This window comes from Streptomyces lanatus, from assembly GCF_014655715.1.
GTDB lineage: Bacteria > Actinomycetota > Actinomycetes > Streptomycetales > Streptomycetaceae > Streptomyces > Streptomyces lanatus.
In genome coordinates this window covers 203,008-224,500 of sequence record NZ_BNBM01000018.1, presented here as the reverse complement: position 1 = coordinate 224,500, position 21,493 = coordinate 203,008, and the positions used below count along the sequence as shown (strand labels likewise).

20 protein-coding genes and 1 pseudogene are annotated in these 21,493 nt (G+C 70.3%); 10 read left to right on the top strand and 11 right to left on the bottom strand.

Annotated features, from left to right (window positions below):
* Positions 1-5 precede the first annotated feature (5 nt).
* Positions 6-374 (top strand): MarR family transcriptional regulator, encoded by a 369-nt coding sequence (locus IE325_RS36570; protein WP_190074450.1) that lies wholly within the window; start codon positions 6-8, stop codon positions 372-374.
* A 628-nt stretch (positions 375-1,002) separates the two neighbouring features.
* On the opposite strand, the gene IE325_RS36565 is transcribed toward IE325_RS36570, so the two are convergent.
* A complete protein-coding gene (locus tag IE325_RS36565) occupies positions 1,003-1,419 on the bottom strand; it encodes a glycoside hydrolase family 97 C-terminal domain-containing protein (RefSeq protein ID WP_229912274.1) in 417 nt (138 codons plus the stop codon).
* A gap of 215 nt (positions 1,420-1,634) precedes the next feature.
* Between IE325_RS36565 and IE325_RS36560 the strand changes: the two genes are divergently transcribed.
* The gene (locus IE325_RS36560; RefSeq protein ID WP_190074449.1) at positions 1,635-1,967 is read left to right on the top strand and encodes a hypothetical protein; all 333 of its coding nucleotides are present in this window, start codon (positions 1,635-1,637) and stop codon (positions 1,965-1,967) included.
* 120 nt (positions 1,968-2,087) lie between these two features.
* Here the strand turns inward: IE325_RS36560 and IE325_RS36555 are convergent, their stop codons facing one another.
* Together IE325_RS36555 and IE325_RS36550 are read right to left on the bottom strand one after the other, a co-directional pair.
* Complete coding sequence (locus IE325_RS36555; protein WP_190074448.1) at positions 2,088-3,362, bottom strand: M23 family metallopeptidase; 1,275 nt, start codon at positions 3,360-3,362, stop codon at positions 2,088-2,090.
* A gap of 378 nt (positions 3,363-3,740) precedes the next feature.
* The gene (locus IE325_RS36550; RefSeq protein WP_190074447.1) at positions 3,741-4,073 is read right to left on the bottom strand and encodes a hypothetical protein; all 333 of its coding nucleotides are present in this window, start codon (positions 4,071-4,073) and stop codon (positions 3,741-3,743) included.
* A 447-nt stretch (positions 4,074-4,520) separates the two neighbouring features.
* Here IE325_RS36550 and IE325_RS36545 point away from each other — a divergent pair, with 447 nt between their 5' ends.
* Positions 4,521-5,090: a hypothetical protein gene (locus tag IE325_RS36545; RefSeq protein WP_190074446.1), complete on the top strand. Its 570-nt coding sequence runs from the start codon at positions 4,521-4,523 to the stop codon at positions 5,088-5,090.
* A gap of 175 nt (positions 5,091-5,265) precedes the next feature.
* On the opposite strand, the gene IE325_RS36540 is transcribed toward IE325_RS36545, so the two are convergent.
* The 5 genes from IE325_RS36540 to IE325_RS36520 all read right to left on the bottom strand — a co-directional run bounded on the left by IE325_RS36540 (position 5,266) and on the right by IE325_RS36520 (position 9,497).
* Entirely contained in the window at positions 5,266-5,553 is a 288-nt protein-coding gene (locus IE325_RS36540; protein ID WP_229912273.1) for a CBS domain-containing protein, read from the bottom strand.
* 78 nt (positions 5,554-5,631) lie between these two features.
* Positions 5,632-7,107: a DEAD/DEAH box helicase gene (locus tag IE325_RS36535; protein ID WP_190074445.1), complete on the bottom strand. Its 1,476-nt coding sequence runs from the start codon at positions 7,105-7,107 to the stop codon at positions 5,632-5,634.
* A gap of 178 nt (positions 7,108-7,285) precedes the next feature.
* Positions 7,286-7,489: a cold-shock protein gene (locus tag IE325_RS36530; protein WP_190074444.1), complete on the bottom strand. Its 204-nt coding sequence runs from the start codon at positions 7,487-7,489 to the stop codon at positions 7,286-7,288.
* A 190-nt stretch (positions 7,490-7,679) separates the two neighbouring features.
* Positions 7,680-8,159: a DUF5994 family protein gene (locus IE325_RS36525; RefSeq protein WP_190074443.1), complete on the bottom strand. Its 480-nt coding sequence runs from the start codon at positions 8,157-8,159 to the stop codon at positions 7,680-7,682.
* 279 nt (positions 8,160-8,438) lie between these two features.
* Positions 8,439-9,497: a PucR family transcriptional regulator gene (locus tag IE325_RS36520; protein ID WP_190074442.1), complete on the bottom strand. Its 1,059-nt coding sequence runs from the start codon at positions 9,495-9,497 to the stop codon at positions 8,439-8,441.
* 249 nt (positions 9,498-9,746) lie between these two features.
* Here IE325_RS36520 and IE325_RS36515 point away from each other — a divergent pair, with 249 nt between their 5' ends.
* The 4 genes from IE325_RS36515 to IE325_RS36500 all read left to right on the top strand — a co-directional run bounded on the left by IE325_RS36515 (position 9,747) and on the right by IE325_RS36500 (position 17,491).
* Positions 9,747-10,193, top strand: coding sequence for a hypothetical protein (locus IE325_RS36515; protein ID WP_190074441.1), 447 nt, complete (start codon positions 9,747-9,749; stop codon positions 10,191-10,193).
* Between the two features lie 91 nt (positions 10,194-10,284).
* Positions 10,285-12,321, top strand: a complete 2,037-nt coding sequence (locus tag IE325_RS36510; RefSeq protein ID WP_190074440.1) for a flotillin family protein — start codon at positions 10,285-10,287, stop codon at positions 12,319-12,321.
* An 81-nt stretch (positions 12,322-12,402) separates the two neighbouring features.
* Positions 12,403-17,331, top strand: coding sequence for a DNA repair ATPase (locus tag IE325_RS36505; RefSeq protein WP_190074439.1), 4,929 nt, complete (start codon positions 12,403-12,405; stop codon positions 17,329-17,331).
* A gap of 1 nt (position 17,332) precedes the next feature.
* The gene (locus IE325_RS36500) at positions 17,333-17,491 is read left to right on the top strand and encodes a hypothetical protein (protein ID WP_190074438.1); all 159 of its coding nucleotides are present in this window, start codon (positions 17,333-17,335) and stop codon (positions 17,489-17,491) included.
* A 23-nt stretch (positions 17,492-17,514) separates the two neighbouring features.
* Here the strand turns inward: IE325_RS36500 and IE325_RS36495 are convergent.
* Positions 17,515-18,033, bottom strand: a pseudogene (locus IE325_RS36495) (potassium transporter TrkA); the annotation flags it as partial.
* Positions 18,034-18,293: 260 nt separating this feature from the next.
* Between IE325_RS36495 and IE325_RS36490 the strand changes: the two are divergent.
* Positions 18,294-18,995: an SDR family oxidoreductase gene (locus IE325_RS36490; RefSeq protein ID WP_190074437.1), complete on the top strand. Its 702-nt coding sequence runs from the start codon at positions 18,294-18,296 to the stop codon at positions 18,993-18,995.
* A gap of 46 nt (positions 18,996-19,041) precedes the next feature.
* Positions 19,042-19,413, top strand: a complete 372-nt coding sequence (locus IE325_RS36485) for a DUF1330 domain-containing protein (RefSeq protein WP_190074436.1) — start codon at positions 19,042-19,044, stop codon at positions 19,411-19,413.
* 26 nt (positions 19,414-19,439) lie between these two features.
* Here the strand turns inward: IE325_RS36485 and IE325_RS36480 are convergent, their stop codons facing one another.
* Positions 19,440-20,255, bottom strand: coding sequence for an oxidoreductase (locus IE325_RS36480; RefSeq protein ID WP_229912272.1), 816 nt, complete (start codon positions 20,253-20,255; stop codon positions 19,440-19,442).
* A 90-nt stretch (positions 20,256-20,345) separates the two neighbouring features.
* Between IE325_RS36480 and IE325_RS36475 the strand changes: the two genes are divergently transcribed.
* Positions 20,346-20,870, top strand: coding sequence for a TetR/AcrR family transcriptional regulator (locus tag IE325_RS36475; RefSeq protein WP_190074434.1), 525 nt, complete (start codon positions 20,346-20,348; stop codon positions 20,868-20,870).
* 21 nt (positions 20,871-20,891) lie between these two features.
* On the opposite strand, the gene IE325_RS36470 is transcribed toward IE325_RS36475, so the two are convergent.
* On the bottom strand, positions 20,892-21,461 hold the full coding sequence (locus IE325_RS36470) for a TetR/AcrR family transcriptional regulator (protein ID WP_190074433.1): 570 nt from the start codon (positions 21,459-21,461) through the stop codon (positions 20,892-20,894).
* Positions 21,462-21,493 lie beyond the last annotated feature (32 nt).

Genomic DNA, 21,493 nt, shown 5'->3' with positions numbered 1-21,493 from the left:
AAGGGATGGGAGAAGTGCCTGAGCCGCATACCGGGTGGACCTTTCTCACCAACCATGCCCGGGTCCTGGCGGCGATCGCCGACGACCACACGACCCGCATCCGAGACATCGCCGCTCACTGCCGGCTGACCGAACGCGCGGTGGGGAAGATCATTTCCGATCTGGAAGCCGGCGGATATCTCACCCACACCCGCGAAGGCAGATCGAACACCTACCGCATCCGATCGGGAACCACCCTGCGTCACCCGGCGGAGTCGGGGCTGGCCGTGGCGCAACTGCTGGGACTGCTGGCCGACGACGACGCCCGGCGACAGGGCCTCGTCGACGGCGGCGAACGGCATGGCGCGGGCCGGGAGGGCGCGGAGTCGCCGTAAAGGTGCCTGCGACCCCGCCGTCACCCGTCACCCGTCGGCGACGAGCGACCAGACCTCCACGTCATGCCGGACGCCGTCCAGCGCCAACGCCGAGCGCAGGGCCTCGCCTTCGAGGGGCCCGGCATCACGTCCTTCGACCTGTCGAGCGGCAGCTGGATCTTCTCGCTGAAGTCGACGGCCGGATCGCGGGCCCGGGGCCGGTCCTTCCGCTCCGCAGTGGCTGTGCACCGCGATCCTCGCGGTCATCGGCCTGGAGACGGGTGCCCCGCCGATGGTGGTACTGACGTTGTTCCCGGCCGACCGAGATCCGGGGGATCGGAACGGGCTTCATGGCCGCGAGGCGGTTGCCGGATACGGCGATCGACGAGGGCCTCTGCCTCGGGGCCGGCATCCTTCTCCTCCCTGAATTCGACGGCCCGTTCCCGGACGCGAAGGCTCTCCCCGCCGTTCGACTCGCCCCCCCCGGCCCGTCTCTCCGGTTCCAAGGGTTCGGTCACTGTCCCCGTCTTCGCCCCGGACGACCCCACCAGGATCGCCGCGGTGGTCGGCCTCGGCTTCCCGGAGCCCCGCGAGTTCACGGACGAGGAGATCGCGCGCTACAAGGCGGATGCGACAACGGTCCTCAACATCAGCTCGGCTTCAGGATGATCGCCTGGCCGCCCGCCGGCGCCATCGCCACGTCCAGCGTGGTCTCCGAGGTGACGGTCCGGGTGCCGACCACGACCGGGGTGCGGAACGGGTCGGTGCCCGGTGTGCCGTCGGAGTAGACGGTCGCCGTGTAGGTCCCGGCGCCGAGGAAGGACAGGGGGATCGACAGGTTCCGGGGTGTCTCGTTCGTCATGGCGCCGACGTACCAGGTGTCGCCTGCGCGGCGGGCGACCGCCACGTACTCGCCGATCGCCCCGGCCAGGGTGTGGCTCTCGTCCCAGGTCGTGGGGACGGCGTTGAACCAGGGCAGGCCCGGCCAGTTCGCCGGGTTGGAGTACTTGGACGGCTTGTCGTACCAGAAGAGGAAGTTGAGGGGCTGGTAGTACACCGCGGCCATCGCCATCTGGTGGGCGTTGGTCGTCCTGTTGCGGGACTGGCCGTGACTGGTACCTCGGCTGGGTCGAGAAGACCGAGGCTGCCGTACGGCGGGGCCGCTAGGACGACGACAGACTCCGCGCCGCGCACCCTGACAGATGTCAGGTACCCAGGTCCGCCCCCCTGCCGTTCACTGAGGTCAGCAGATGCAAACCGCAACCTCTCGGGGGCACAAGAATGATCCGCAGTAAGAAGATGTTCGCCGCAGGTCTCGCCACCACCGTCTCGGCGGTGGCCCTGTCCCTCGGCGCCGCGGCCGCCCCGGCGTCCGCCGCCGGCTCGGTCGACTGCCGTGGCGCGGTCCACGGTGTCGACACGGACCGGGGCATCGCCAGCTGCACGAACAACAGCGACCGCACCATCCGGTTCCGCGCCGAGGTCGTCTGCGGCCGGGCCCCCGACGTCTCCGGTGACTGGGTGACCCTGAACCCGGGCCAGTACGGCCAGTCCTCCGCCACCTGCGCCTGGTACAGCACGGGTGTCGGCAGCGTCGGCTGGACCATCCAGTAACACCCGGTCGCACGGCGGGGAAGGGGCGGCGGCCGAACTCTCAGGAGTCAAGGAGTACGGCCGCCGCCCCAAGCGCTTGGTCGAGTACGTCGAGTACTTCGGCGCACGACCGGAGTCCCCTCAGAACTCCAGCACCTCGCGGTCCAGCGGATACCGCGCACGGTGAGGGCCCGCGTACGGCGAGCGCGTGATCGGCAGGACGCCGGTCGGCTGCAGGCCCAGGTTGTCGTCCCAGAGCCGGGGTTCGACCTGTCCGAGGACGCGGAACTGCCGGAAGGTGAACGGCGGGCTGTCGGTCGGGAAGAACTCGGCCGTGGTCATCACCTGGAAGTGCAGGTGCGGCGTGGTGGAGTTGCCGCTGTTGCCGATCAGCCCGAGGACCTGGCCGCAGTCGACGCGGTCGCCCTCCCGGACCTTGAGCGAGCCTGGCTTCAGATGGGCGTAGAGCAGATAGCGGCCCGGCGCGACTTCCACGGTGACGTGGTTGCCGACGGTGTCCTGGATCGGCGGGGTGGGCGGTGTGACGGGCGGCGATTGGTCCGGGAGTCCGTCCTGGACCTCCACCACTCTGCCGCCGGCCGCGGCCACGACCGGCTGACGGTAGCTCAGGTAGCTGTCGAGCCGTGTGGGGTCGCCTTCCCAGGTCTGCCCTCGCTCGCCGACCCGGTACCAGTCGATCGCGAAGCGCTGCGGCACGTAGAAGCGACCGTTGATCGGGGCGAGGCCGCGCCGGTGGTGGGTGTTGCCGCAGCACGACTCACTGGAGTACCAGGTACCGGGCCGGACAGGCGGGCTCAGATTCAACGGCGCGCTGTCGGAGGTCGGGGTGGCCTGCACCGTCTCCTCGAAGGCGGCGGGACCGGAGGGGCTCAGGACGGCGCCGGAGAGATGGTGTTCGAGGACCGCGGGCACCGCCCGACCACGCTCGAGGACCAGGTCGAGCCAGATGACCCACTGCTGGGAGCCCTGGATGACGGTCGGCGTCGGCGCCGGGGGCGCCGGGGTGTAGCCGTCCGCACCCGGCAGGGGGTCACCCACCGGATTGGCGGCCTCGGCCAACGCCTGCCCGCTCAGCGAGCCGACGACGCGGTGCGTGCGGGCGTCCTGGACGTCGACACGGTCGAGCCGCAAGGGTGTGCTGCTGGGCAGTGAGCTCGTGGTGAGCAGTTCGTACGAGAGATGCGTCCTGCCGTCCGTGGCGACGAACGGCGTCGGTTCGGTCATCACGGCCGCCGTCAACGGCGTGAACTGTGTGCCGGGCGGCAGAGTGGCCGCGCCGGTCCCGAATCCGGGTCCCGCCGAGACCACCAGCATGCCGACCGCGAGCACGGCAGCGGCGAGCCCGCGAAGTAGCGGGCTGCGGCCAGTGCGGTCGCGAGAATCGCGCTCTGCCATCGCGCTCCTTGATTCGTCGGATCCGGGGCCGCGAAGGACGCCGGCACGCCCCGTGCCGAGACGCAGGCTCATGTAATCCGGCCACGCACCACTCCGGGCGCAGGGCACCGGAGGCAGCTGCCGAACTACACCCGTCCAGCGGCATCGACCACCGAGCCCTCACCTCATGGCCGCTTCGGGGCACTTGGGGGCCGCTTTTCACCGTGACCCCTTGTTCTGGCCGGTGTTCAGCGCGCCTCTGCGTTCGGGCCACACCATCTACGTCGTCCACTCACCACATGACGAGTCTGGCCCTGCCGCTCATGCGGCAGGGCCAGAACCCAAGATCTTCATCGACCGTCTAGGGGGCTTTTGATGGATCTGGGTGTTCCGGGACGCTCAGCCGCCGTACTCGATGGCCGCGCCGCCGACGCCGGTGCTCAACGGGCCGCAGCCGATACTGACAGTGGTGGTCCCGCCCGGCGTCACGTAGTACCAATTCGAGTAAGCGTCCGGGGACCAGCCGCAGATGGCGTGTACGGAGAACGCGTGCAGCTGCGTCCCGGGGTTGAAGCACTCGCCGTAGGCGCGATTGTCCGCGACCCAGGCCCTGCACTGCAGCACGTTGGGCTCCGCTGCCGCCGCGGGTGAGGCGGTCACAAGACCGACTCCGCCGGCGAGAGCGATCCCCGCTGCTCCGGTGACGAGTGCGCGTTTCCAGAGGATCGTCATGTCCTGCCCTTCTGTTCCGCCCCGTGCCGGGCGTCCTGCGCGAAAGGCTAGGAGACAGGCAGGCAGGAGGGATCCTGACAGATGTCAGGGCTCCCGGGCATGGCACGACGAGGCCCGGTGTGCTGCACAGTTGCAGTCATCTGAGGAGGCAGACACCCGACGGTTTCCCGACCGCATCGGGGCGTGCCCCCCCGCTGGTCGCCGGGGCGGGCGTAGCCTCGTATGCGCCGAGGGCTTCTCGTGCGCCGGCGCATGTGCCGAGTGCCGTTCTCGGCGAACGACGATGCCGGGTCGGACCCGTCCGGGCCCGGGGGCAGGGTTCGCCTCATGACTGCGCACATGCCGGCCCGCCCAGCGACCCCCCTTCCCGGGACGCCTCCCGAGATACCGTGTCCGCCGCGACACCGGCAGGGGCCGTCACCCGACAGGGGCGAGTTCGTCCGGCCCTTGACCCGGCGCCAGATCGACGACCGGATCTGGGAGCTCGGAGAGTTGTACGCTCACACCTCGTCGAGCGAGCCGGCCGAGCCGGGGTTCCTCGACCCGTCGGACCGGGCCGGGTCCGACGCCTTCATGCTGCGGCTCGCCGGTCATATGCGGCGGCCCGGGTTCGAGCTGCTCGTCGCGGAGGCCGTCCGCCCTTCGGGCGCCACCGTCCTCACGGCATGTGCCTACGGCTTCCCCATACGCGGCACCGGCCCCTGGTGGCAGGGCCTCGACGGATATCTCCCGGAGATCCTGTTCCGTGCCGCTGTCTCGGGCAAGCTCTTCGCGGTCGCCGACGTCCTCGTGGAGCGCCGGGTGCGCACCCAGAACCTGACCCGCGAGTGGAACCTCGCCCGGCGCCTGCAGAGGCGGCTGTTGGGAGGACACACCGGCGCACTCGGCGTCACCCTGGTCGACCGCGGTGACATGGACACCTACCGGGCACTGCTGGCCTGGGGCTGGAGCTGCCTCCCGGCTGAGGACGCCGGGGCGTCCCGTTTCGCCCCACGCCGCCTGCTGGTGCTCCGCTGAACGGGGTGGCATTCCCGCCCGCCCGACCAGAGTTCCGGTACGGGAACCGGCTACGGGGTTGCGTGCCGTGCCGCCGGCGGCCCGTGGGAAGGCACACATGCCCGCCGGGTGGCGGGGCGCACTCCCGCCCACCCGGCGCTGACGCAGCGCCGGTGCATCACAGGGACAGGGAGAACTAGCCGGCGGCCGGGCACAGTGTGCCGAGGACGTCCCGCAGGCGGACGCGGTCCGTGTAGGCGGAGCTGTCGCGGTGCGTGACGAGTTCGGCCAGGGTGACCGAGCCGGTGCGCTCGTCGTCCCCGTCGCACAGGAGCAGATACTCCACATCGGCACCGGCCATGACGGACAGGGCGACCTCGACGGTCATGTCGTCACCGACCCGCAGCTCGGTAGTGTCCCCGCCGCAGGCCCTGGTCGTGAGGTCGGGAGCGGTCGGGTTTCGATGCGTCCGGACCGGTGTCATGGCTGCCTCCTGTGGTACGGGCTTCTGGTCGGGACGGCTCCGGACGGGTCGCCGGGCCGACGGTGGATCGCCTGCACGTCACGCGGCGTGGCGCTGCCCTGCGGACCGGCCCCGAGCGGTGCGCCCTCGACGGCTCCGGGCCGAGGCCGACGCACGGGCCGCGGCCCCGCGGAGCGGCTCCATGGTCGGCGCGGGGATGACGACGGGGACACCGGACGGGGCCTTGGCGCCCGTGATGCGGCTCAGCTCCGCCTCGCCCGAACGCACCGCGGTGATCTTCGGGTTGATGCCGGCCGAGCCCATCAGCCGGGTCATGCCGCGACGTTGGCCGGGCGTCACCAGGGTGACGACGCTGCCGGACGCGCCGGCACGGGCCGTACGGCCGCCACGGTGCAGGTAGTCCTTGTGATCGCCGGGCGGATCCACGTTGACGACCAGGTCGAGGTCGTCGATGTGGATGCCGCGCGCCGCGACATTGGTCGCCACCAGCACCGTCACCTGCCCGCTCTTGAACTGAGCGAGAGTCCGGGTGCGCTGTGGCTGGGACCGGCCGCCGTGCAGCGCGGCGGCGCGGACGCCGCTGCCGAGGAGGTGCTTGGTCAGCCGGTCCACCGCGTGCTTCGTGTCCAAGAACATGATCACCCGGCCGTCCCGCGCCGCGATCTCGGTGGTCGTGCGGTGCTTGTCCGCCTCGTGCACATGGAGGACGTGGTGCTCCATCGTGGTGACCGCACCCGCCGACGGGTCGACGGAGTGGACCACCGGGTCGCTCAGATAGCGGCGGACGAGCAGGTCGACGTTGCGGTCGAGGGTCGCGGAGAAGAGCATCCGCTGGCCGCCGGGCCGCACCTGGTCGAGCAGCGCGGTGACCTGGGGCATGAACCCCATGTCGGTCATCTGGTCCGCCTCGTCCAGGACGGTGATGGAGACGTCGCGCAACCGGCAGTCGCCTCGGTCGATGAGGTCCTTGAGCCGCCCCGGCGTCGCAACGACGACCTCTGCCCCGTTCCGCAGCGCATGCGCCTGCCTGCCGATCGACATCCCGCCGACCACGGTGGCCAGCCGCAGCCGTACGGCACGGGCGTACGGGGTGAGGGCGTCGGTGACCTGCTGGGCGAGTTCGCGGGTGGGTACCAGGACCAGGGCCAGCGGTTGCCGCGGTTCGGCGCGCCGGCCCGCCGTACGGGCCAGGACCGGGAGGCCGAAGGCGAGGGTTTTGCCGGAACCGGTACGTCCACGGCCGAGTACGTCACGGCCGGCCAGGGAGTTCGGCAGGGTGGCCGACTGGATCGGGAAGGGCACGGTCACACCTTCGTGGCCGAGCGCGGCCAGCAGGGGTGCCAGCATGGCGAGTTCGGCGAACGACTCGACGGCGGGCAGCGCGGGCTCGATCGTCTGCGGCGGAGTGAAGTCGGCGCTGGGCGCGGCGGGTCGGTCACCCCGGCCCTTGGGCTTGTGCCGGTGCCGGGTGCCGGCGCGGCCTGTGCCGGAGCCCTCGGAGTGATCGTAGGTACGGGTGGGCCGGGTGGTGCGTGAAGGACGTGCTCGGTTCATGCGGAACCTTCCTTGATGCAGGCGCGTATCAAGGAATTCCCGCAGCACGATGAAGAGCGCAGAGAATCGCGAGAACGGGCCGAAGACAGCAGGGGCTCATTCCCCTGGAAAAGCAGCGAGCTGGGGCCCGCACCCCAAGGTGCGGGCCCCAGCTGCGAAATATGTGTCAGAGCCGGTGTCAGGCCGGAACGATGTTCTCGGCGGTCGGGCCCTTCTGGCCCTGAGCGACGTCGAACGACACCTTCTGGCCTTCCTGGAGCTCACGGAAGCCCTGGCTGGCGATGTTCGAGTAGTGGGCGAAGACGTCGGCGCCGCCGCCGTCCTGCGCGATGAAGCCGAAGCCCTTTTCGGCGTTGAACCACTTCACAGTGCCGGTGGCCATATCATTTCTCCTTCGGAAACGGTGCTCGAAGCTCGCCATATGCGGGCTTCGTGTCGCCGTGATGATCAACCCGTCGGAAAATGAATCCTTTTGGCAACCACAACTGCAACCTGATTCGACAGTAGCACGGCGTGGTCGATCGCGGGCCGGGAATAGTTCCGCAGGTCTTCTTGTTTAGGGAATGGGTGTTTTACCGTCGGGTTCGGCCCGCGTTGGTGTCGATGAGGATCTGCACGGCCTGCTTGGGGTTGTCCGCACTGATTGCTTCGGCCATCGCGGCCCGCGCCGCGTCGGGAGGCGTGTCCGGCGGTATCACCAGCAGGGAGAAGTAGTCCTGGTCTCCTCGCGTCACGAGCGCGGTGTCGTCGCCCACGGAGAAGGCGTCGATGTGCACGACACGGTCGTCGACGGTCATCCGCGTCGGCATCTCGTCCCAGGCCCCGGAGTCCAGGCCGATCCGGGTGACCGGTCCGAGGCGCTCGGTCAGTGCGCTGATCAGGCCAGGCAGTTCGGTGGCGGGGTCCCTCGAACGAGGCCACCACGCACCGTCGAGCATGCCCTGGCGGTCGTGGGTGGTGGTGAGCCGCAGGAGAGCCGTTCCGGGGCGCAACGACTCGTGCACGCCGTCCGCCAGGAGCCCTTCGGGATGCGAGGTAGGGGAGTCCGGCATCGCGCTCACCTGCCTTTTCGCGTTGCCCGAGCCGAGGGCTCGCGGTGTGGGGGTCGGCCGAGCGGCCACCCGACGGAGAGGGTCCTGCATCCTGGCTCTCCCTGCTGTTCACGTTACTCCTGCCGGTCCCGGGTGCGGCATTCCACTGCCGCGGTCATGAGCGGCTCGGCCTCCTCCGCAGCCGTACGACCTGGTTGCAGACGAACATTCGGCCCGGCGCAACGGGGGAAGCTCCGCCAGGAGAGGCGACGGGCTGCCCCAAGCCGGCATTGCTGTGCGTCAGAGGTCCTTTGCCGGCCAGTCCAGCAGCCGGGCACCGATCACCGCGGTCTGGAGCATGTAGCGGTGCGCCGGATCAGCCGGATTCGCGCCGGTGAGCTTGTGGATGCGTTCCAGCCGGTAGGTCAGGGCGCGCACGCTGAGCGAGAGACGGCGGGCGGCCTCGGCGGCCACGCAGCCCGAATCGAAGTAGGCGGTGAGAGTGCCGAGCAGGGGCCCGGCGCCACCGCGAGCCGTCGTCAGCGGACCGAGGCTGCTCACCACGAGATCCGCCATGGCCTGCCGGTCGCGGGTCAGGACGGGGTACACGAGCAGGTCCGCAGCGTGGAGGACCGGGTCCTCCAGTTCCAGGCGCTCGGCCAGTTCCAAGGCGTTCAGCGCCTCTTCGTACGAGTGGACGACTCCGCCGGGGCCTGGCTGGGCTCGCCCGATGGCGACGCGGCCGCCTTCCGTGGCCGCGTGGGCCTGCTTGGCGAAGAACGCGAGAACCTCGTCCTGGTGGCCGGAGGCGATGCAGAGGAGCCGGCCGTCCTTGGTGGTGAGCAGGATGCTGCGGTCGCCGAAGCGGGAGATGAGGGCGCGTTCCACCTGGCGGGGGACCGGGGCGCCCTCGTCGTAGGCGGTGGGACCTTCGGCGACGGCCACGGCGTGGGCGTGTGAGAGGCGCAGGCCGAAGCGTTCGGCGCGTTCGGCGAGGCGCCCCAGGTCGCTACGGCCGTAGAGAAGGTCGTCGATGAACTCCCGGCGCGCGGCCTCCTCCTGACGAACAGCGTGGCGTTGGGCGCGTTCGTAGCCCTCCGAGAAGGCGTCTATGACCTGGTGCAGGGCGGCCAGGGCCGAGTCGGCTGTGCCGGGAGTGGCCGGCCACGCCGCGCGTGCGGCGGTCAGATGGGCGCTGACGAGGGCGCGCAGTCCGTGGCCGGCGTCCGCGGCCAGCTCACCGAGGTCCCGGCGGGAGGTGAGTTCCTCCCGGGTGAGGCGCCGCCCCGTGGCCGCGACCTCGGCCAGAATCTGGGCACAGCCCTCCAGATACTGCTCGGGAATCTCCCGTTCCACCACGTCGCCCCCGGGTTCTTGACGCGCCGGTGACGGTTTCTTAGCGGCTTACCGGCACGCAGACACTAATGAATGCTGCCGGGACCCGGCAATGCGCGGGCGGGGGAGTGCCGTGCACCATGACCTGCGGGGAGCACTGCGGGGGATTCCGGTGCCGGACACCGGCAGGTGTCCGGCACCGGAGCCCGGAGCACGCGATGCGTCACCGAGACACGGCGGACGAGCACTGCGGCCGGAAAGGGGGACCAGCTGATGCGGACGTTTCTGGCGGTCGCCACCGGTCTGCCCACGATCCTGCTGACCGCCGCCCTCGTCGTGGTGCTGTGCTTCTGGATCCTGGTTGCCGCGCGCCTCACCAGCACCCACAGCTTCGATGCGGACCTGGATCTTCGTGCGTGGGGCATGGGCGGCGTGCCGGTGGCGATCGCCCTCTCCTCGCTGACCCTTCTGGCCTGGGCCCTGAGTGTGGGCGGGACTCTCGTCCTGGTCGTGTTCACCTCGCCGGGACCCGCCATCGGACTGCTGCGCATGGTCGTGCCGGTCCTTGCGCTGCTTGCCGCATGGCGGATGACCCGCCTGTTCGTACGGCCCCTGCACCGTCCCTTCCCCGATGAACCAAGTCCGTCCGACCGACTCCGGACAGAGGACAGGAACAGGGACAGGGGCCGAGGCCGGGATCTCATGGACCACGCGGCCTGACGCACGGCGCCACCGGGCCGCGACCCGCCCTCCTGCCTCACGTTTCAACTCCCTTACGCCTCACCTTCCTTATGCCCTAAGGACGTATGCAATGAATGCCATCACTCTGGGCGTCGGCGTGCTCGTCGTCGTCGCCGCGCTCGCCGTCCTCGTCGTCTCCCAGCTGTTCCGCAAGGTGGAGCAGGGCAAGGCGCTGATCGTCTCCAAGCTGCGCAAGGTCGACGTGACCTTCACCGGGCAGGTCGTGCTGCCGGTGCTGCACAAGGCCGAGGTGATGGACATCTCGGTGAAGGCCATCGAGATCACGCGGACCGGCAAGGACGGGCTGATCTGCCGGGACAACATACGCGCCGACATCCGGATCACGTTCTTCGTGAAGGTCAACAAGACCGTCGAGGACGTCATCAAGGTCGCCCAGGCGGTCGGTACCGCACGGGCCAGTGACCGGGACACGCTGCAGGAGCTGTTCCACGCGAAGTTCTCCGAGGCGCTGAAGACCGTCGGCAAGCAGCTGGACTTCACCGACCTGTACACCAAGCGCGACGAGCTGCGGTACCGGATCATCGAGGTCATCGGCGTCGACCTGAACGGCTACCACCTGGAGGACGCGGCGATCGACTACCTGGAGCAGACGCCGCTGACCCAGCTCGACCCGGCCAACGTTCTCGACGCCCAGGGCATCCGCAAGATCACCGAGCTGACAGCCGTCGAGCACGTACGCACCAACGAGGCCCAGCGCACCGAGGAGAAGGAGATCACCCGGCAGAACGTGGATGCCCGGGAGGCCATCCTGGAGCTGGAGCGTCGGCAGACCGACGCGGAGATCAAGCAGCGGCGGGAGATCGCGACCGTACGGGCCCGGGAGGAGGCCGAGACGGCGCGGGTGGTGGAGGAGGAGCGGCTGCGGGCCCAGGGCGCGTTCCTGGCCACCGAGGAGAAGCTCGGGGTGCAGCGGGAGAACCAGGCCCGTGAGGTCGCCGTCGCCGCGAAGAACCGCGAGCGGGTCATCGCTGTGGAGAACGAGCGCATCGAGAAGGACCGTCTCCTCGAAGTCATCGCGAGGGAGCGGGAGACGCAGCTGACCCGGATCGCCGCCGAGAAGGAGGTCGAGGCGGAGAAGCGGGACATCGCCGAGGTCATCCGCGAGCGGGTCGCGGTGGACCGTACGGTCGCCGAGCAGGAGGAGTCCATCAAGAAGCTGCGCGCCGTGGAGGAGGCGGAGCGGCAGCGGCAGGCCGTGATCATCGCCGCCGAAGCCGAGGCGCAGGAGAAGCTGGTCAAGGACATCAAGGCCGCCGAGGCCGCCGAGCAGTCGGCCACGCACCGTGCCGCCGAGGAACTGACCCTGGCCGAGGCCCGGTTGAAGACGGCCGACCTCGACGCACGGGCCAAGCTCCGCCTCGCCGAGGGCGTCCAGGCCGAGGCGGCTGCGGAAGGGCTCGCGGCGGTCCAGGTCCGCGACAAGGAGGCCGAGGTCATCGAGAAGGCCGGCCGCGCGGAAGCCGAGGCGACGCAGGCCCGGATGAGGGCCGAGGCCGAGGGCACCAAGGCGCGGGCCCTCGCCGAGGCCGAGGGTATCGGCGAGAAGCTGAAGGCCGAGGCGGCCGGGCTGACGGAGAAGGCGGCGGCGATGGCCGCCCTCGACGACGCGTCCCGTGGCCACGAGGAGTACCGGCTGCGGCTGGAGGCCGAGAAGGACATCCGGCTCGCGGGCCTGGACGTGCAGCGTCAGGTCGCCGAGGCGCAGGCCACTGTGCTCGCCACCGGGCTGGAGAACGCCGACATCAACATCGTCGGCGGCGAGTCAGTCTTCTTCGACCGGCTGGTGTCCTCGATCGCGCTGGGCAAGGGCATCGACGGCTTCGTCCAGCACTCCGAGACCGCGCAGGCGCTGGCCGCGCCCTGGCTCGACGGCACCTCCAGCTTCACCGACGACCTGGGCCGCATCCTCGGCTCGGTCTCCACGGCCGACGTGCAGAACCTGACCGTATCGGCGCTGCTGATGAAGCTGATGCGGACCGGCGGGGCCGACTCGGGGCAGTTCCAGCAACTGCTCGACAAGGCCGGCGAGCTGGGTCTCGCGGACAAGCCGCTCAGCGCCCTCAACGGCAAGGCCGTCCACGCCTGACCCGCCCGCCCCGGTCCGGAGCCGCCGCACAGGGGACGGCGGCTCCGGACCGTGTTCCTTCGACTTCCTGAGAGGGAATCCATGACCACCGGCCTGGACACCGGCGCGTACGAGCCATCGGACACCGGGACGTACGAGCCACTGGCCTCGGGTACGTACGACGTTCTGCGCGACCGACTCACCACGCAGGCCGCCGAGCTCGCCCGCCGCACCGAGGCGCTCAACGCCCGCCGGGGCGAGGAGTTCGGCTCGATGCGGCTGGAACTCGCCCGCACGGAGCGGCTGCGTACCGACGACACCGTGGTGCCCCGGGACATCGTCGCCGTGGGGGACGTGCTGCTCTTCGGCTACAACGCCGTCCCGGGCCGCGAGGCGGACACCGGCGTGGGCGAGGTCCTGGCCCTGCACGACCGCACCCTCGGGCGGCTGCCGGACGACGCCGTGCCCGGCCTGCTCGACGACCCCTCCTTCGTCCGGGAGTTCGCGGCGCTGCACCGCTACTACCGCCAGGCCCGTCTCCTGCGACTGCGCCTCGTCGAGGACAAGCTGCTCGCCGTCTTCCAGACCGGGGAGAAGACGGACGACATCCGCGTCCTGCGCTGGTCCCTGTCCGGCGACGGCCGGGCCACGTTCCTGGACGCACGCGGCGACCGTGACCACGTCCTGCCGGCCTCCCACGATGTCGAGTGGACGCCGGTCACCCGCGACGACCACGTCCTCGGCCGCCATCCCCATGTCTCCGTCGATGGCGAGGTGTTCGTCTCCACGGTCGGCGGCACCCTCACCGTCAAGACCGAGGACGACACCGAGACCGCTGAGGGCATTCACAGCGAGCCGGTCGACGAGCCGCTCCAGTCCCTCGCGGACGCGGACATCGCCCACGCGCGCGTGGGCGCCCTGATCCTGCTGCGCGTGCGCCCCTACAAGGAGGCCACCGACCGCCACCTGGTGTACAACACCCTCACCAGGGCCGTCGTCCGCCTCGACGACATCGGCAGGGCCTGCCGCCGCCTGCCGGACGACCAGGGCATCGTCTTCCCCGGCGGGTACTGCCTGGCCTCCGGGACCCACAAGACGTACGAAATCGACACGGCGGAGCTGGAGTTCGAGCGGGAGATCCGCTCCCCGAACGGCGAGGACGTGCTCTACGCCTTCCACGCGAGCGCCGAGGGCCGCAGCCTGCTCCTGCCGTACAACACGATCCGCAAGGAGATGGCCGCCCCGCTGTCCTGTCACGGCTGGGCACTCCTCGGCGACGGCGCGCTCGTGGTCCTGCGTGCCGAGAGCGACGACCCACGGCGCGTTCACCCCGCACAGCTGTGGAACTCCCCGTACGTCTCGGACACCCACGCGGCCGCCCAGCCCGTCGGCACCGGCCCACTGGCCCGCGTCGGCAACGCCGACCTGGTGCGGGGCATCTCCGACTGCCTGTCCATCACCGGGGCCGTCGCCGAGACGACTCCCACCAGCGAGGTGTACGGGGCGCTGGTGGCCGCCTGCGTCCGGGTCGCGGACACCCACCACTGGTTGGCCGACCCCGAACTCGGTGATCTCCAGACCCCGTTGGCGCAGCTGACGGCCACGGCGGAGCAGGTCCTGGCCGAGTTCGAGACCGTGCAGACCCTCACCCGGCGGGCCACCGACGCGCTCGACGAAGCCGCAGCACGGATCGCCGCCGTCGTACGACGGCTACGCGGTGAGGCGCCGCGTGGAGCCGCCGCGTGGGTGACCGGGCTGACGGAGCTCCGCCAGGCGCAGGGGCACCTGCTGACCCTCAAGGAGACGCGGTACGCGGACCGCGACCGCATCGACGAGCTCGCCTCCGACACCGAGGCCGATCTGGTCGCGTTCGGGCAGCGGGCCGTCGCCCACCTGGCACGCGAGGACGCCTTCGCCGGCCACCACGTGGACGTCGAGCGGCTCATCGAGGATGCGGAGGCCATCGCCACCGTCGCGGAGACCGGGCCCATGATGGCCCGCCTCGACGAGCTGGCCGAAGGGATGAGCGTGGTGACCGAGGTGGTCGCCGGGCTCGACATCGGTGACGCCACGGTCCGTACGTCCGTACTGGAGCGCGTCGCCGAGGTCCTCGGCGGAGTCAACCGGGCTCGCGCCATCCTCGAAACCCGCCGTCGTTCCCTCCTCGACCAGGAGAGCCGGGCCGGGTTCGCCGCCGAGCTCGCGCTGCTGGGCCAGACCGTCGCCGGGGCCCTCGCCGCGGCCGACAGCCCCGACGCGTGCGACGAACAGCTCTCCCGCCTCCTGGTCCAGGTGGAGAACCTCGAATCCCGGTTCGCCGAGTTCGACGACTTCCTCGACACCCTCGCGGACAGGCGCGACGAGGTCCACGAAGCGTTCTCCGCCCGCAAGCAGACCCTCGCCGACACCCGCGCCCGTCACGCCGAACGCCTGGCCGGCTCCGCGACCCGCGTCCTCACCACCGTGGCCCGCCGGGCCGCGACCCTGACGGACGCGGACGCGGTCACCACCTACTTCTCCTCCGACCCGATGCCGGCCAAGGTCCGCCGTATCGCCGACGAACTGCGGGACCTCGGCGACCAGGTGCGGGCCGAGGAACTGGACGGCCGCCTCAAGGCAGCCCGGCAAGAGGCACTTCGCGCCCTGCGCGACCGCACCGACCTGTACTCCGACGACGGCCGCGCCCTTCGCCTGGGCCACCACCGTTTCGCCGTGAACACGCAGCCCCTCGATCTCACCCTGGTCCCGCACGGCGACGGCCTGGCCTTCGCGGTGACCGGCACCGACTACCGCTCCCCGGTCACCGACCCCGACTTCACCGCCACCCGCCGGTACTGGGACCGCCCCCTGCCCTCGGAGTCGCCCGAGGTCTACCGCGCCGAGCATCTCGCCGCCCGCCTGCTGGACGAACACGGTCCCGAGGCCCTCGCGGAGGCCGACCTGCCCGCCTTCGTGCGGCAGGCAGCCGAGACGGCGTACGACGAGGGTTACGAGCGCGGCGTCCACGACCACGACGCGACGGCGATCCTCACCGCGCTCCTGCGCCTGCACGACGAGGCGGGACTGCTCCGCCACGAGCCCGTCGCCCGGGCCGCTGCCCACCTGTTCTGGGCGCACGGGACGACGCCCGAGGCGCGCGACAACTGGACGCGGCGTGCGGTGTCGCTGGCCCGGGCGCGGGACACCTTCGGCCTCGTGCCCGCCATCGCCGACCTGCGGGCGGAACTGGCGGAAGCGATCGGAGGCGAGGACGCAGGCAGCTCAGCCGCCTACCTGTTCGAGGAGCTGACCACCGGACCCGACGGCTTCGTCATCAGCGCCGGCACACGCACGATGCTCGACAAGTTCCGCCGCACCGTGGGCACATCCGCCTACGACGACGACCTCACCGCACTCGTCGAGCCGGCCGCCCGCAAGCAGCTCGTCGAGGCATGGCTGTCCTCGTACGCCTCCTCCACCGGCCTGGACATCACGCCCGGCGACCTGGCCGAGGCGGTGGCCGCCGAGCTCTGCCCGGATCTGGTCCGGCACGAGTCCGACGCGGCACTGACCGAGACCGTCGAGGAGCTGCTGGGCACGCACCCGCGCATCACCGGCCGCAAGCTCACCGTGCGCATCGACGAACTCCTGGCCCGTACGAAGCACTTCCGCCTGCACGACGTCCCCGCCCACCGTGCGTACCAGCGCCACCGGACAGCCCTGGTCAACGCCGAGCGCACGCGGATCCGCCTGGACGAGTACCGGCCGCGCGTGATGTCCGCTTTCGTACGGAGCAGGCTCATCGACGAGGTCTACCTCCCCCTCATCGGCGACAGCCTCGCCAAGCAGCTCGGCACCACGGGTGAGTCCAGGCGCACCGACACCGGCGGACTGCTCCTGCTCATCTCGCCGCCCGGCTACGGCAAGACGACCCTCATGGAGTACGTCGCCGACCGGCTCGGCATGGTCCTGGTGAAGGTCAACGGCCCGGCGCTGGGCCACGCCGTCACCTCGCTCGACCCGGCGGAGGCGCCGAACGCCACCGCCCGGCAGGAGATCGAGAAGATCAACTTCGCGCTGGAGGCGGGCAACAACACCCTCCTGTACCTGGACGACATCCAGCACACCTCCCCGGAGCTGCTGCAGAAGTTCATCCCGCTGTGCGACGCCACACGTCGTATCGAAGGTGTGCGGGACGGCGAGCCGCGCACCTACGATCTGCGCGGCAAGCGGTTCGCCGTATGCATGGCAGGCAACCCCTACACCGAGTCCGGCAGCCGCTTCCGCGTGCCCGACATGCTCGCCAACCGAGCCGACGTGTGGAACCTCGGCGACGTCCTGACGGGCAAGGAGGACGCCTTCGCGCTCAGCTTCATCGAGAACGCCCTGACCTCGAACCCGGTGCTCGCTCCCATGGCCGGCCGCGAGCGCACCGACCTGGACCTCCTCATCCGCCTGGCGGAAGGCGACGGGTCGTCCCGTGCCGACCGCCTCACCCACCCGTACGCCCCCACCGAGCTGGAGCGGATCCTGGCCGTCCTGCGCCACCTGCTCACCGCCCGGCGGACGGTTCTGGCGGTGAACGCGGCCTACATCGCTTCGGCGGCCCAGTCGGACGCGACCCGCACGGAACCGCCCTTCCAACTGCAGGGCTCCTACCGCAACATGAACAAGATCGTGCAGCGCATCCAGCCCGTCATGAACGACACCGAGCTCGCCGCGCTGATCGACGACCACTACACGGCCGAGGCACAGACTCTGACCACCGGTACCGAGGCGAACCTGCTCAAGCTGGCGGAACTTCGCGGCACGCTGACGGCGGAACAGTCGTCGAGGTGGGCGGCGGTGAAAGCGGCCCACGTCCGCTCTCAAGCCCTCGGTGGTCCCGAGGACGCGCCCCTGTCCCGGGCAGTCGCCGCGCTCGGCCTGCTCGCCGACCGGATCGCCGCGATCGAGACGGCGATCGACCGGGCCGCCGACCCACGCCACTCGCCGGCGAACTCCCGGGCCCGCCACGCCGCGGGGCGGCAACCGGGAGGGGAGGAGCACTGACATGCGTGCTGTGGGCGGGATCCATGAACACGACGGCCATAGCGTCCTGCCCGACCGGTGGATCGGCCCGGGTGTCTTCACGGGCGGTCGTCGCGATGCCGGTTTCGAGGAGAAGCTCGCGCTGATCCATGGATACCGGGCCGACGCGGCCACTGATTGACGGCATGCCGGGCCGCTGTCGGCTCAGTCCGTCCGTCCTGTCCTCTCCGGACCCGTGCCGTGCGGCTGTCGGCCGAGGAGCTCGGCCAGACCCTGTCGGGTGGCGGCCAGGACCACCCGGTCACGAGGACGCAGGACGTAGCCCGGGTGAATGTCCCATACGAGCCCGGCGGGCCGGTCGGAGTCCTCGTGCGCCGGGTTGGCGGCGAGGTCGGGGAGCCGGTCGTCCGGGGCGGCGGTGTCCAGGGCCAGGACGCGCCAGGCACCGGCCCGGAACGACTCGGCGACCGTGCGCCCCTCCAACTGGGGGTGTCCGGCGACGTTCAGGGCCGCGAACAGCAGGACGCGGCGTTCGACCGGGATCGCCCCCAGGATCTGGCGGCCCATCATGGCGCCGGCGAAGGCGGGCGCGGCGAGCGTGGACACGCTACGGCTGCGGGTGAGGGCGTGAGGGTGGGCCGCGCGCAACGTGCGGTACAACGCGGTGGCGAAGTCGTCGTCGTGCAGGCGCAGCGCGACCCGCAGGCCGGGAGCGCACGATCGCACCGTAGCTGACCGTGGTTCACCGGTCTTATGGGTCCGCGAGGAGCATCCCCACGTGCCGCCCGCCGGCCAGCGTCTCTGCCTCTCGTGAACGGTCTTCCGCTACGCGAAACGTGCAAGCAAGAACCCTCCAGAGTCGCCCCTGGTCCGAATTCACCTGCCGACGCGGCGGGGATCGGCTGACGCTTGAGCTTGCGCTGGGAAACCGATCGGTCTACTCTTTTGGAAACCGATCGGTTTCCCATTCTCCGGAGGTAGTCATGACCGCTCTGAAGGGCGCCAACGTCTTCGTCACCGGCGGCAGCCGCGGCATAGGCAAGGCGCTGGTGGAGGAGTTGTACGCGCGCGGCGCCGGCAAGGTCTACGCCACCGCCCGCGACCCGCGCACCGTGACGCACCCCGACGCGGTCCCGGTGGCGCTGGAGGTCACCGACCCGGCCTCGGTGGCCGCGGCCGTCGCGCAGGCGGGGGACGTCACCGTGCTGATCAACAACGCCGGCGCCTCGGTGGGCGGGTCCTTCCTCGACACCCCGGTCGACGACATACGCCGGGAGTTCGAGACCAACTTCTACGGCCCGCTCCTCGTCGCCCGGGCCTTCGTGCCGGTCATCGAGCGCAACGGCGGCGGCCACCTCCTCAACGTGCACTCCGTGCTCTCCTGGATCGCGCTCGGCGGCTCCTACAGCGCCTCCAAGGCCGCCCTGTGGTCGCAGACCAACTCCCTGCGCCTGGAGCTGCAGCCGCGCGGCATCGCCGTCACCGGACTGCATGTCGGCTACGTCGACACCGACCTGACGACAGGCGTCGACGCCCCCAAGTCCGACCCCCGTGACGTGGCCGCACTCGCCCTCGACGGCATCGAGACCGGCGCCCACGAGGTCCTCGCCGACGACATCTCGCGGCAGGTCAAGGCGGGCCTGGCCGGTGACCTGGCGGGGCTGTACCCCCAGCTCGCCAAGTAGACCGGGCCCCACCATCAACCACAATCTACCGGAGAGGGTATTGGCGATGAGCGTGAATTCAGCGAAGAAGAAGTTTTACGCCCTGAATATGTTTGACGTGGTCGACGTGGAGAAATACCTGGCGTATTTCAGCCGCTTGCCCGAAGTGGCTCCGCAGTACGGTGGTCGCATGGTGGCATTCGGCCGCTTCCGGGACAACGTGGCCGGTGACCTCGCGCCACGACAGGTTCTGTTTCTCGTTGAGTGGGAGTCCGAAGAGGCGTTCAACAGCTTCCGGGACGATCCGGAATTGGCCGACCTGCATCCGCTGCGGGAGAGCGGGACGGCGTCCTATATCTGGCAGACGTTCGACGGGTCCGATATGAGTGACCCCGCCGACGTTTCGCTCGACGATGTTCTGGCGGTGCTCAAGCCCTAGCCTCGATCTTTCCGTGAGGTTGTTCTTCAGCCGGCCAGCCGGTTCATCTTGCGGATCTGCTTGTCGAAGACCGCGGCGGGAGCGAGGCGGCGCAGTACGCGTGCGCGTCCGGCCAGGGGGCCGGCGGTGTAGCGCGGCTTCGGCTTCGGGGCGGTCGCTGCCGCGACGATCGCCTTGGCGACGATGGCGGGGGCGTCGCCGCCCCTGACAGCCTCCGCCATCACGCGGTCGACGGTCTGCCGCTGCTTCGCGTACACGTGCAGGGGGATCTCGGGTTTCGCGCTGTTGGCCTCGAACCCGGTCCTGGTGTAGGCGGGTTCGACGATGAGCGCCCGGACACCGTGGTCACGGACCTCGTGGTCCAGGGACTCGGTGTAGCCCTCGATCGCGTGCTTGGAGGCGGCGTAGGCGGCCATGTAGGGCTGGGGCAGGAACCCGAGCACGGACGAGATATTGATGATGCGCCCCCCTCGCCGAGCGCGCATGTGCGGCAGGACCTCGTTCACCATGCGCATGACCCCGAAGACGTTGGTGTCGAAGACGGCCTGGGCCTGTGCGACGGAGGTTTCCTCCGCCGCCCCCATCGAGCCGACGCCGGCGTTGTTGACCAGGACGTCGATCCGCCCGAACCGTTCGCTCACCTCCTGGACCGCGGCGGTGACCGAGGCGTCGCTGACCACGTCGAGGTCGAGGAGCGTCACACCCTCGAGCGGGGTGACGCGTGAGGTGTCGCGGCCTGTGCCGACCACGTGGAAACCCGCTGCGACGAGGGCGAGTGCGGTTTCCTTCCCGATGCCGGATGACGCACCCGTCACGAGTGCCACCGGCCGATCTGTCGTCATCATGGACTCCCGCGTTCACTCGAAACCGATCGGTTTCCGCTACAGTAAACCGATCGGTTTCTGTGTGCAAGTTCAAGCAGGGGTGGGGTCATGGGCGGAGTCAGTGCGCGGGAGCGGCGCGAGAGCGTCATTCGCGCGGCGATCGCCGAGTTCGCGATCGCCGGCTACCGCGGCACCACCACAGCTGCGATCGCCGAGCGGGTCGGCGTCACGCAGCCGTATCTCTTCCGGCTTTTCCCGGACAAGAAGGCGATCTTCGTCGCCGCTCTGGTGCGGAGCGCGGAGGACACTCGCCTGGCTTTCGAGCGGGCGGCCGACGGGGTGGAGGGAGGCGAGCGAGCCCGGCAGGTGATGGCGGACGCCTATGCGCAGCTGATCTCGACGTACCCCGAAACGCTCCTGATGCAGATGCAGGGATATGCCGCCGTGGCGGCCGCCGAGGCGCAGGGCGACGACCTGATCGGTGAAGTCGTCCGGGCCGGCTGGATGAGCATCTGGGAAACCGTGCACCTGTCGCTGGGCGCTGATGCCGAGAGGACCGCAGGCTTCTTCGCCTGCGGCATGCTCGGCAACACGCTCACGGCCATCGGGCTTCCCGCGAACGCCGGGAGGTGAGGGGGTCCGAACGGGGATGCGTCAGTGCACGCCCGCCGCGTCGAGCAGGGTGGTCACCGTGGGTGCGACGAGCCCGGTCAGGTTGTCGGCCCGAATTCCCGCGCGGGCGCTCGCGCCGTCGAAGACCAGGCTGAGCTGACGGGCCAGCAGATCGGGATCGCTCGCCCCGCCCTGCTCGGCCTCGGCGCGGAAGAAGGCCGTCAGGTTCGCCTTGACCTGGTGGGCCACGCGGCTCGCCGGGTGACTCTGGTCCTTGAGCTCGACCTGCACCGCCAGATACCGACAGCCCCGGAACTCGGGCGCCCCTGCCTGCGATTCCACCTGCTCGAAGACGTGCAAGATCCGCTCGCGGGGTGACCGGCCGTCGTCCGCCGCGGGCAGGAGAGTGGCCGCGTAGGCGGAGGCGCGCTCCTTCAGGCTCGCCGCCAGGAGTTCGTCCTTGCTCTCGAACAGCTGGTACATGGAGCGCTTCGACACCCCTGCCGCCCTGCACAGCGCCTCTACGCCGATGCTGACGCCGTCTCGGTAGGTGAGCGTGGCCGCCGCCTCCAGCAGGCGCTCCCTGGGGCTCAGTTTCACTTCGGTGCTCATGCCGTGAGGTTAAGCGTGAAAGGGTGACTGCC